Below are 12,043 nucleotides of genomic sequence, written 5' to 3'. Positions count from 1 at the left end.
ATCTAAATCTTTTGCAATTTTGAGTATAAAATGAAAGTAATTATATCTATTCATAAAAAATCATAGAAAATAAGTTTAACTAGTTTATCTACCTAAGTAATGCTATGAGTTAGGTATGCTCCTACCCAGCTTATGCAATATTAAACTTTTGCTTGATTTCTATTAGTCGAACTTCAACCTCATCCTTAACATTTGGATTACTCTTTAAATAGTCAATACTGGCTTCCCATAGATACTGATAAAAAGTGGAGTAATCCAGTACAACTGTCTGATCTTTCTCTACCGCAGGATAATCAAAAAAATAACAAACCCCCGTATCTCCGAAATATTCTTCTTCCCACTCATCTATCTCACCAGCAAAAACACACCAAACACTTTCACTACCACCATACCCTTCTCCAACGCTATATTTTTTAAGTGCATCTAAAAAATATTTTCCCTCAAGATGTCGATAATACATATCTATTAACTCTTTTTCTGTTAATTTGGCATTCATCAAAATCATCCTCCTATACATTATTCTGATATCGTCGGAAAGAAGTTGGTTACTTTTCCACTTTCATTAAGATATCCTGTGAATTTTAGACCGTTCGATGCTGTTCCACGAATTTCCCTAACCACAATCTCTCCACTCGCCATCGCTTCTTTTCCCCATTGTATCATTTGTTCATTTGAAATTACTTTTGGATCATATACAGTCTTAGGACTTGGAATATTTTTATACTGATCAGCTATTACTTTCAATTCCCTATCAAGTGCCGGAATTCTATAATCAATCTCGAGGACTCCAGATATTGTAGGATGTGGTGTTTTCGAAACAATAAGTTCCTCAAGATTCCAACCTTGGTCTGTTAAAATCCTTTCGAAACTTTCTAAATTGTGACCTCCGACAATCCCTTTATTCTTTTTCCTTACAATACTTTGTGCATTTATTAGATGATCGTCAAAACCGTCCAAATACTCAAAATTATTTTTATTCACCCATGTAACATTATCATCACCATATTTTGAACGTAAGTACTCATCCCATTCTGCGCCTGTTCGAGTGATCTTACTATTTTCCGTCATCCGTCCCGCCTCAGGCAAACGATTAAACGCACTAACCTTGGCGCCGCCTCCTGACGAGGTCAGTAAATTATGCGGTTTGATCATCTTAGCGGTGAGGCCACCGCCGACCATCATGCCTCCCATGCCCATCATATTGGCCCAATGTTCGCTGGACCAGGCATTCGTGGGGAATATCGCTTCACGGATTGTACCATGGATGCCAAATGTCAACCAATTGGCTGTATCATTGGCAGAATTAAAGGCTTTATCCGCTCTATCCATGTAACCTTCCACCAGACCACTTGGGATACCAAACGTCCAATAGTCCAGAAATCCGCCGACACTGTCGTAACGCTTCTGGTAGCGGTCATCTGCAGCCTGCATAAAACCAGTACCCAGTTCTTTCAAACTATCCACCGATTTTTGAAAAGCATTACGATTGTCTACAGTGGGAGCCCGGCATTCATTCGGTGGAGGCGGCATACAATTTGCATCGTAGGATTGCGTAGTCTGCTGATCCGCCAGTCTGAACTTCTCCGCATGTCCTTCAAGCGTTTTGGCAATCGAGAGGGATAGTGAACTGAAGTTGTCCATCACTCGTTGCGCCGCGATGAAATCAGCATAAAATCTTTCCTTGGTGCTCCCGTTCCACTGCCTTTCAATTTCGAACAGCTGTTGTTTCAAGATGTGATTCATCTGAGCAATCTGACTTTGGGCTGAAGCGAACTGTTTTGAAACGGACAATAGCTGTTCCGGGGTTACTTTAATCGTTGTCATGGTGTACCTCGTTATCGATATCGTTCTAATTATGTATTTCGTTGTTACACGAAAATTCTGTGTTTCATATATGCCAGTTCATCCACCAGCACATGGGATTCAGTATAACTGGATTGAAATTCTTTTCGTAGAGACTCCTGACTTAATCCTTTAGTTCCTATTACCCCCAGTACGCCCTATTTGTAACTGTCTTTGTGACCTAGATGCCCCCCACTGCACCGATTCAAAACTTACTATTGTCATATAAGATAGATTAGGCTATATTATTAATTAATTGATCAGTTAATTAATAAATTAATTAATGTGCAGATAAGAGAAAGGAGAATTTTTGTGGCTAGAACTGTGAATGAACAGAAAAGGCTTGAGCGACGTAAGCGCATCTTGGAAGAAGCTGTCGTCTTGTTTGCGGAAAATGGATACTCAAACACCACAACGGCTCTTATTGCTAAAAATATCGGTGTGACTTCCGGAACCATATTTCAATACTTCCAAACTAAAGAAGCTTTGTTTCATGCGGCTGTCCTGGAACCGCTTGAAGATATCCAGAAGAAATCACTTGCTATGCTCCAACAAAACGGTACGCCAGCCGAATTACTTAAAAATATGGTCAAAGACCAATTCGACCATATTTACTTCTATACCAATGAGTTACGACTTGTTCAGTCTGTATTGGGACAGCGAATCCGGTTCCCAGAGCTTACTCAAAAGGTTCTGGGCAGTATAAAAGTAATGACGGACACGATTGAAGCTGTTTATGCAAAGGGGCAATCCCTGGGAGAATTCAACCCAGATTTCTCACCGGCTATGATCTCACGAAGTTATATCTCTTTCTTAAATGGGGTAGCGTTAACACTCGGAGAAGATATTGTTCATCATCCGGAATGGGAAAATCTAAAGGCACACGCCTATTATCTGTTTGCCCCCGTACAACACAGCAAGAACTAACACTGGAGGAAAGAAAATGAAGCAGCAACAACCGTCACTCGAACTCAATTCGACATTTAAAAATCGCATTAAAAAACATAAGAAACGATTATGGAGCCTGGCGATTGCACTCGTACTTATCTTAACTGTCGTATTCTTCATATCTTATAAAGTCGTAGACATCCTGTTACACCATCCACGAGATACCAATGTCAGTTATGAATTGAACATGGATAAAACCCCCTATGAGGTCGTTGAATTCAAGAGTTTAAAAAATGATAATACGATAAGAGGGACCTTCTTCCCGGCAAACACTTCTTCAGACAAACCAAGTAACAAAACGCTAATTGTCGTGCATGGATATACAAGTAATCGCCTCGTCAAAGGACGTACGCCAAAGTTGGCAGAGCATTTCATTCCGAAAGGTTATAATATATTGGCCTTTGATCTCAGCGCGCAAGGTAAATCCGATGGTGAGATGATCACACTCGGTCTGCGTGAGAAATATGATCTGCTTGCAGCTGTTGACTATTTGAAATCCAGAGGTCAGGTAGGCGAACATATTGGCGTCATTGGCTTCTCTATGGGAGCTGCTACGTCTCTGCTAGCTACAAGTGAAAGTGATGATATTGAAGCGGTTGTAGCGGATAGTCCGTTTCGGAATGCCGGTTTATTTTTAAGGGAGGGTCTGCCTGTATTCTCTGGATTACCTGCATTTCCATTCGGTTATACCTCCACATGGATGGCTAATTGGGCATTTGACGTTGATCTTGATTCTGTGTCGCCTATGGATGCGGTTAAGAAGATGCAAAATAAACCGGTTATGCTCATCCACGGTACTGGGGATCAACAGATCAGTTATACAAATTCAGAAAAGATCTATGAGAACTTGAAGAATAATCCTGATGCAGAGGTATGGTATCCAGCAAATACCGAACACATTGATGCTATTAATCATTATCCAACAGAGTATTTTGCAAGAGTGGACCGTTTTATGGATAAGTATGTAGGAAAATAATTTAATCTGTTAAAGTCAGCAGTATAATCAAAATCATCTTTTCTAAGAAACAACATAGATATGCTTATCAAAAAAGGTACAGACATCTCAACAATGTGAGATCATCTGTACCTTGTTTTTACTTAGCCTCTTTAAGCTGATTTGTTATTCATCTTGCGGAATCGAATCAAAGACCAGATCGTCAGCAATGCAAGTACACCGAGACAGATGCTAATACTGAACCGGTTGCCTTCATCAAACACAAACATCAGAGCAATGACGCTCAGGATCAAGACAACGACTCCGGTGATGTATGGAAATCCCCATACCTTGAATGTAGGCTGAACCGGATACTTTTTGCGCAATTTAAGCTGTGAAGCAGCGATGCAGATCCAGACCAAAATCACGACAAACCCCGGAACCGCAAGTAACACTCTAAACAGCTGATCTTGGGCAAACAGCCCTAACATGGAACCTGCCAGCAGCACAACGGTACACACCAGCAAGGTATTAATCGGGCTTCCGTTGCGGTTGGTCTTGGCAAGTGCTTTAGGAGCTTCCCCGCCAACAGCCATGGAATGCATCATACGAGATGCTCCGTAAATGCCCGAGTTCGCTGCGGACAGCACCGCGGTCACCAATATAAAGTTCATAATATGTGCAGCACCCGGCAGGCCAGTTGATGCCAGTACCTGTACAAACGGGCTGCTTTCCGGCCCAATCTCATTCCAAGGAATCAGGCCACAGATAATCAGAATCGGCAACGTGAAGAACAAGATGATTCTGAACATGAAATTGCCCACGATCTTTGGCATCACTTTCTCCGCATTTTCCGTTTCCGTCAAGGTCAGACCGATTAGCTCCGACCCTCCATACGAGAACATAACAACAAGAAGCGCCGAGAAGATCGATGTCCATCCGTTCGGGAAGAACCCGCCAGCTTGTGTATAGTTTTGCAGATATGGTGTGTTGTCACTTGGAATAATACCAAAGATCAGCCCTGCCCCGAGCACGATAAAAATAATGATCATCGCAATTTTGATTCCGGCCAGCCAAAACTCAAATTCCCCGAACACACCAACGCTGAGCAGATTAACCAGTATAATGAATGCCGCACATGCCAGACTGAGCATCCAGAGCGGCACGTCCGCGAACCAATATTGCAGGAAACTGCCCGCAGCGATGACCTCGATAACACATACAGATAACCACAAGAAGCAATACATCCATCCCATTATAAACGAAACTCTGCTTCCGAACGCTTCCTGTACGAAATCTTTCATATTTCTATTCTTGTACACCGTAGCCATCTCTGCCATCGCAGCCATAACCACAAGCAACAACAGTCCGGCAAAAATGTACGTTACAATAACACCTGGGCCTGCAAGTCCAATCGTGCCTGCACTGCCTTTAAAAATGCCTGTCCCAATGACACCCCCCATCGCCATAAAGGTAATGTGTCTGGGTTTTAATTTTTTCTGTAATGATTCTTCCGTCTGAGTCTGAGCCAATTGAAATCCTCCTGAGGTACAAAAACGTCTGTAATCCTTGTCTATTTTTGAGCAATATAAAGTCCAGTATACCCTATCCATGATGAAACAGCCCACCCAATCTGTATGGCCAATTCATCCCAAACTTATGACATGCCTATGATTTATACCCCATAACTGTACAAAGTAATCGATATGTTCCCCATGTAACCAGGCTATATCCCACTCCATACATCACCCACGCACCCAAATTGGCGGTGAAAGTTGCCCAGTTACTGGTGATGTACAATAAAGGTAACAAGAGAGACATACCTAATGCGACCGCCCTGCTGCACCATTTTGTAGCGTACCAGCAGACGCCCAGAACAAAAGCGATTAAGGGGCACAACACAAATACAACGAAAATGGGATTCAATCCTTCAAACCACCAGTAGAGCATGTTTTTGCCCCTCCATTTCATTGATGCGTCACAGCGTTCAAATCTCAAATGTAAGTTTACCACTTTTTGCGTTGTATGAACTGTATCAAATGTTTCATTTTTTCCTCAGAACCATAAACACTTCAACACATAAATAAACGTTAAAAACCAGCCCCCCTATACTAGAGAGACTGGCCGTTTCCGTTTAGATTCATCGTCTATAATGTTATCCGATAACTTTGGTCATAAATGTACTGTTTGGGTCTAGAACATAATCAGCAAACGGCTCGCAATATTCAAAACCAAAGTCTTCATACAACTTGCGTGCCGGGATAAACGAATCCATCGAACCCGTTTCCAGACTGATGCGCTGATATCCACGAGACATAGCCTCTTCAATGATGTGCGTCAAAATATGGCGGGCTACCCCTTTACGTAAATGAGCGGAAGCTGTACGCATCGATTTCAGTTCCCCATGCCCCGTGTTCAATTCTTTAATGGCTCCGCAGCCAAGTAGCTCATTGCCTTCCCATGCACACCAAAATGTGATCTCGGGCTTCTTCAGCCCATCCAGATTCAAAGCATGTATGCTCTCTGGTGGGGAATCCGCCGCCATACCTAACAAATGCTCCGCGATTAGTGCTTTTACTTGATGCCCACTCAAATCATCCACTCTAATTTCCATCGTTTCCACTCCTGCCGACATTTTGTGATTTATCTCTCCACGAAGCTGATCAATGATTATATATTACAACGATGTCAGGTTTTATAACAACAGTGGTTTCTTGCTGGAAAACGATAAGAAAGTGGGTGGATTATATTATGATTGCTGATACGATACTGCTGTCATCTGGCATGGCTCACACGCAAACATGTAATACACACCTTCACCATTCTCCTGAATCATCTCACCGTCCAACTGTCCGATAGCTTTCATCGTAGCAGAGCAGGCTGGACATACTGGATAATCTGCATCTTGCACCCAGCCGGGGTGACCCCCAACCTGTGATATAGAAGGTTCCATTGCCCACTCACTACCATGGAAAGGCTGACGCGGTTCCGGCGCGATACGGAACCAACGTCGCTGTACCTGCTCCTGCGCCCCTCCTGACCACTCTCCCTCGCCAGCAAGGCTACCTACATCTAAGCTACTTGAGCTAACTCCCGAAACATCTACGCTCATCTCTTCTACATCAATTTCATCAAATCCGTCCGGCTTCACATTATACTCACTCCAGATTGGTTTCCCTTCTGCATCCATTTCCATGTACACCACGCTGTAACTGCTGCATACCAAGCAGGTCTGCACATCAAGTTGTGGAGAGTTCCAGTGAACAGACCGAAGCGATGGATGTTTCACATGTAAATTCATTAAGCTGATAAATGAACTACCACACCAGGGACAAAGCTTGGAGCTTGGCACAAGTAAAGAAATCGGAGAACCATTCAGGTTCTCACTCTCGCCTGCCTCTACATCACTGTATTCTGCTTCATACAATGAATAACTCGGGGTGATGAACAATTCTCTGCGTTGACCTTCTTCGGTTAACTCCCAACCCGCCTGCAACGTGTAACGCTCAGGTGCGACATACAGCTCGCTGGCCCACAGGGGCGGAGCCTGCCTCCACTGCAAGAACTGTTGTACAACCACTTCGTCACCGATATAAGCCAGCATGATCAGAAAGTGGTTACGATTCTCCCCATCGTTGTTCACCTGCTGAATCAGATGATCTCGCGTCTCGCCAGAGGCGCTTTTGAATAAAACCGCTGGATAAACAATCTCCCGCTCCAAAAGTTCAGGAATTTCCGACGTCAAGGGCAGATCATGATAATAAACAAGATACTGCAAAATATCCTTACCGCCGTCCTCATCATCTGAGCGGATCAACTCCATTGCGTAACGCTTCATCTCATGTTGCTGCTCTGCTGTAAGGGACAGATACACTTGTTCCATAGAGTACCTATACGGTACATATCGAATAAGTTCGTTATATGTCCGAGGTTCATGCATGATTTTCAGAATCTGCACCGCATCCGTAACGCCCTCATACAGATCAACATCACGCCTATTCGCTGCAATATAACGTTGATGTGCCTCCCGTTCCATCTCCTGCTTACAAGGCATACAATACCCACCTGTTTTAGCCGCTGTTGCTGGCAAAATCATATGGTCGCATCCTTCACGTATACACGGAATACGTTCTGCCATGCTTCTGCCTCCTTCAATTTTTAGGAATGGTGTCCAAGTTGCTCCTTGGTGAATTCGTAAAACGCAAGCGCATCCTCACTGCTCTCGAATCCTGCCTGAGCTATTTTCTCGCTACCGCCGCCTTTGCCTTGGTAAGCCCCGAGATTTCCTTTGAAAAACGGCCCGCACGCCCATTCGGACGGCTGTCCATTCTGAGCCAGCACAACCTTCGCTTCCGAGATGCTGGCAAACAGCACCAAACCTTCATGTTCTTCCGTAAGTTTGGTAGCAAGACTTTGCATGTCCTTGAGTGATTTGTCCTCGAAAATCCGGGCAATGACCAGCCCTTCCCGTGCCGCAAGCAGTTCCTGTGCGTAGTAAGCGTCGTTGGCAGATTTGACAGCATTCAGCTCGCTTTGCAGCTGTTTCTGCTCCTGTTCCATTTTCCCAATACGCTCCAGAAGCTCGTCCCGGCTTGTCTTTAATTTGGTCGTAATACCGTTCAACACCTGCTGAACGGCCATGAACTCGTTTAAAGCTCTCGTACCGCATTTAAAATAAATTCGTGTGCTGCTCTTGATCTTCTCCGTTTTCAGCAGCTTAATGATGCCTACTTCGCCTGTAGCTGCCACATGTGTACCGCCACAAGCATTGTACTCTACATCTTCAATCTCCACGATGCGAATGTCCTCCGTCACTGTCGGTTGCTTCACTAAAGGTAAACGTGTCGCTTCCTCCGCGGTAACCCATGAACTACGAACCGGAGCATTGCGAACAATCTGCCGATTCACCTCTTGCTCGACTTCAGCCAGCTGTGCTGCGCTGAGATTCTCTGCAGCTACATCAATCGTAGCGTAGTCCATGCCCAGGTGAAAGCTGAGTGTCATGGCATCCGTCAGTTTTAGTGTAATTGCTGATAACAAATGCTGGCCCGTATGTTGCTGCATGTGGTCAAATCTTCGCTCCCAATCCAGCTCACAGTCCACATCATCCTGCTCCGGGGAACGCTCTAGCTTATGCCATACTTCTCCGTTTTCCAAGTTCACATCCAGAACAGCAATGCCGCCAATCTGTCCCAGATCACAGGGCTGTCCACCGCCGTGCGGATAAAATGCAGTCTCGGCGAGTGTAACGTATACGCCATCTTCTTTCGTCATTCGATTGGTAATATGTGTATGCCACTCGCGCGTGTAGGCAGAGTCATAGTAAATTTTTTGAGTCATTGAATGGATTCGTTCCCTTCTCGTTCAAGTAAGTTACCTCTACTCTCAGATTACACTATTTCCCATAGCGAAAGCCAATATTGCCACTTTTATTCCTCGCTTTTACATCAGGAATACCATTGGATAAACTGCACATTTGTATATTCCACTCTGCATCCTCCGTTTACAAAGATAAAAAAACCGTTTTGTAAGCTAGCCTACAAAACGGTCCCTATTATTATTCAACTAAACCCTAGACTTGGCGAATTTATTCACATTCATCTCAGCTGAACGGATTGCTTCAACAAGATTATTATCTCGTTCATCCTGGGACCTACGAAAATAGAGACTGCGTAAGAAGTTTTTAACATTCACTCTGGATATAACCTGACCTCGATTTCTAGGCCAGCTTGTACATCGAACCAATCCGTTAATCCATGATATGATATCCTTTTGCGAAAGCAAACTCTGTTCTATTATGGTATCCAGAATGGTTGTCATTCGCTCATCTTCTTCTTCACTGAAGATATGTGTTTTATTTTCCAGCATGTTCTGAATCGAATTTAGAATGTCTAACTGCAAATCTGAGTCACTCTCTGGACATTGTATCAGCTCCACTAACATATCCGCACCGTGAGCTGCACTATGAGCCCACCCTCCTTGAGGTACGTAACCCCTCAAATCTTTCTCTTCCTTATAGTAACGAAGAAGTCCATTCTTCAACTTTATAAAATCAAATGAATTCAGAAAAGGATTCTGACGATGGCTGCGAATAATTAAAGCAATTGGTAGGGCAGAGAATGTCCTTGTGAATACGGTTTCATCCCCTACATTGCCAATATGATAAAACAAATGCTGCTCATCTATTAGAGTATTTAGAAGATTACATAATTCTTCTCGAGAAAATAAATTCTCGGTTTGTATCCAATTATAAAACGTTGGATAAATTAACTCATCGCGAAGTTCGGGATGCGGATCTCCGATATATCGCAGCATTAGTGGTAATATATCATGCAGATATTCCCCTTCACGAAGGTGGTAATCCTCTGCTTCAATTCTCTGCAGATCCATGATAAGCTTTGCACGCAAATCGTTCATTTTTTCATCTCCTTTAATATGCCCATAATCTCTTCAATTACAATTTCCGGTTCATCATGATGGATATTATGTCCACTGCAACAAGCAATCCTATGTCTACTTGACGTTGACAACTTCTGAAAGTCAAATTGTAACTTTTGCTCAATTTCCAAAATGGCTTGAGCAGGCCAGGTGTCTTCCATCCGATCCGGCAAGCCTCTTGTAATAATTGCGAGAGGAATATCATATAACTGGGAGTGTTGAGTAATCTGTTCATAACTAGCTACCTTATCAATCAACTCATGATTTAAAAGTGGATTTTCGTAATATTCCCTATTACTTACACGCAGTGTTCCAGTCAATACCTTTTCATAGGCAAGTTCCTTATATTCCGGAACCCCATCAACTAAAACAATCCCTGATACAAGATTTGGATACAAGCTCCCGCATAATCTGGCTATTAAACCTCCAAAAGAATGGCCCACCAGTATAAATGGCGATTTCATATTGTGTACAAGTAACAATTCTAACATCTCGTTCACCAGATCTTTACAAGTCCGAGGTACTGAAGTTCCTTCACTTTTTCCTACCCCTGCGCGGTCATACGAGAACGTTGATGCTACTTCTGATATCTGATCCTGAATCAGATTCCATGTCTCACAGCTGTCGCCTAAGCCAGCAATAAAGACAACGCTTGGGGTCCCATTTCGTGAATATTTACAATACAATTTGCAATCCCCATATATATAATAAGCTTCGTCATACCTATTAAAAAAACCAGACCCATTAGTATTTATTCCCATGCTTTTGCTGTGAGGAATTGAGACATCCGTTCCATTGCGCCACGAAATTTGTCAGGATGGAGACCGAAACCAATCCGGAAATGACCTGGTCGCTCGAAGACTTCACCAGGCAGAACTGACACCTCAGTATTCTCAATTAACCTCTCTGCAAAATGCTGACTACTGATCGACTTATCTTTCAAAAAAGGAAATGCCACAATTCCTCCTTTTGGTTCAATCCAGTCTATGACGGAGTTGTGCCTGGCAACAAGTTTTCTAAATTCAGTTATATTTTCCAATACCCACGACTTGTGCTCCATACCAATTTTTTCCCAGTGAAGCAGAAGACGATAGGCCAGGAAGTCATTAATTGAACAAATCGTATGTGTCGTATAATCTTTAAAATCACGAATTTGATCAACCAGCGTTCTATCTGCAACCACCCAACCTACCCGAAGTCCAACACAGGCGAGACATTTTATCATCGACCCCACAGCGACAACACACTCCGACTTTCCATATAGAGATGGAATTAAATCTTCATCTCCATAAGGAATAAACCTGTAATGTTCATCAGCCAAGATTTCAATTCCATACTGTTCAGCAATCTGAATAATTTCCGCAACTTCACTATCTGTAAGAAGTGCCCCAGTAGGATTATGAGGATTGTTCAGCACGATGATCTTGGTGTTGTTATCAATCATGGATTTCAAACTTTCTATATTGATTTTAAATCCTTCCTCGGTCTTGAGATCTAATAATCTGACTTCATAACCTAAATACTTAGGAACTTCATATAAGGTCTGGAATGCAGGGAATGGAACAATAACATTTGCACCCGGCTCATAACGAAGATGATAATAAATAAAGACAGCTTCACTTACACCTGTTGTTACAATAATCTCTTCAGGGCTTACATTGTCATAAAATGAAGCAATACTTGTTCTCAATTGGAGGGAACCGTACGTATCATTGTTTTTAAAACTGCATTGAAGCAACTCTTCTATCTTCGTTTCAGTAAGCTCAAGGACTTCACCAAGTGTGCGATCTTCTATCCCACTTTCTCCTAGATTAAATTTCGTATATTGATTTTCGATCAACCAAGGTTCCATCAAGTGCAGTGCCATTTGCATAATTGAAC

Annotated in this window: 11 protein-coding genes; 2 read left to right on the top strand and 9 right to left on the bottom strand. The window is 42.9% G+C overall.

Translation table 11 applies throughout. The features are described 5' to 3' along the window. Nucleotides 1–130: 130 nt before the first annotated feature. The gene (cdiI, locus tag MHI38_RS21105; RefSeq protein WP_154891164.1) at nt 131–496 is read right to left on the bottom strand and encodes a ribonuclease toxin immunity protein CdiI; all 366 of its coding nucleotides are present in this window, start codon (nt 494–496) and stop codon (nt 131–133) included. A gap of 20 nt (nt 497–516) precedes the next feature. Next, complete coding sequence (locus MHI38_RS21100; RefSeq protein ID WP_186809774.1) at nt 517–1,824, bottom strand: WXG100 family type VII secretion target; 1,308 nt, start codon at nt 1,822–1,824, stop codon at nt 517–519. Nucleotides 1,825–2,154: 330 nt separating this feature from the next. Here MHI38_RS21100 and MHI38_RS21095 point away from each other — a divergent pair, with 330 nt between their 5' ends. Together MHI38_RS21095 and MHI38_RS21090 are read left to right on the top strand one after the other, a co-directional pair. Continuing rightward, a complete protein-coding gene (locus MHI38_RS21095; RefSeq protein ID WP_154891163.1) occupies nt 2,155–2,769 on the top strand; it encodes a TetR family transcriptional regulator in 615 nt (204 codons plus the stop codon). A 16-nt stretch (nt 2,770–2,785) separates the two neighbouring features. After that, nucleotides 2,786–3,766, top strand: a complete 981-nt coding sequence (locus tag MHI38_RS21090; RefSeq protein WP_154891162.1) for an alpha/beta fold hydrolase — start codon at nt 2,786–2,788, stop codon at nt 3,764–3,766. A 131-nt stretch (nt 3,767–3,897) separates the two neighbouring features. Here MHI38_RS21090 and MHI38_RS21085 read toward each other — a convergent pair whose 3' ends face one another. The 7 genes from MHI38_RS21085 to gntC all read right to left on the bottom strand — a co-directional run bounded on the left by MHI38_RS21085 (nt 3,898) and on the right by gntC (nt 12,035). Next, a complete protein-coding gene (locus MHI38_RS21085; protein WP_154891161.1) occupies nt 3,898–5,256 on the bottom strand; it encodes an amino acid permease in 1,359 nt (452 codons plus the stop codon). 623 nt (nt 5,257–5,879) lie between these two features. Next, complete coding sequence (locus MHI38_RS21080) at nt 5,880–6,338, bottom strand: GNAT family N-acetyltransferase (protein ID WP_154891160.1); 459 nt, start codon at nt 6,336–6,338, stop codon at nt 5,880–5,882. A 135-nt stretch (nt 6,339–6,473) separates the two neighbouring features. Then, on the bottom strand, nt 6,474–7,862 hold the full coding sequence (locus MHI38_RS21075; RefSeq protein WP_341181630.1) for a DUF1963 domain-containing protein: 1,389 nt from the start codon (nt 7,860–7,862) through the stop codon (nt 6,474–6,476). Nucleotides 7,863–7,882: 20 nt separating this feature from the next. After that, entirely contained in the window at nt 7,883–9,064 is a 1,182-nt protein-coding gene (locus MHI38_RS21070; protein WP_154891158.1) for an alanyl-tRNA editing protein, read from the bottom strand. Nucleotides 9,065–9,289: 225 nt separating this feature from the next. Beyond that, nucleotides 9,290–10,141, bottom strand: coding sequence for a DUF2785 domain-containing protein (locus MHI38_RS21065; RefSeq protein ID WP_341181629.1), 852 nt, complete (start codon nt 10,139–10,141; stop codon nt 9,290–9,292). Beyond that, complete coding sequence (locus MHI38_RS21060) at nt 10,138–10,917, bottom strand: alpha/beta fold hydrolase (RefSeq protein WP_445667241.1); 780 nt, start codon at nt 10,915–10,917, stop codon at nt 10,138–10,140. The genes MHI38_RS21065 and MHI38_RS21060 overlap by 4 nt, the downstream gene beginning before the upstream one ends. Then, nucleotides 10,914–12,035, bottom strand: coding sequence for a guanitoxin biosynthesis PLP-dependent (S)-gamma-hydroxy-L-arginine cyclodehydratase GntC (gene gntC, locus MHI38_RS21055; protein ID WP_154891155.1), 1,122 nt, complete (start codon nt 12,033–12,035; stop codon nt 10,914–10,916). Before gntC ends, MHI38_RS21060 begins: the two co-directional genes overlap by 4 nt. Between the last annotated feature and the right edge of the window lie 8 nt (nt 12,036–12,043).

It is taken from the genome of Paenibacillus sp. FSL K6-1558, from assembly GCF_038002565.1.
Classification (GTDB): domain Bacteria; phylum Bacillota; class Bacilli; order Paenibacillales; family Paenibacillaceae; genus Paenibacillus; species Paenibacillus polysaccharolyticus.
The sequence above is the reverse complement of the archived record's forward strand: the minus strand, read 5'-3'. Positions and strand labels throughout refer to the sequence as shown.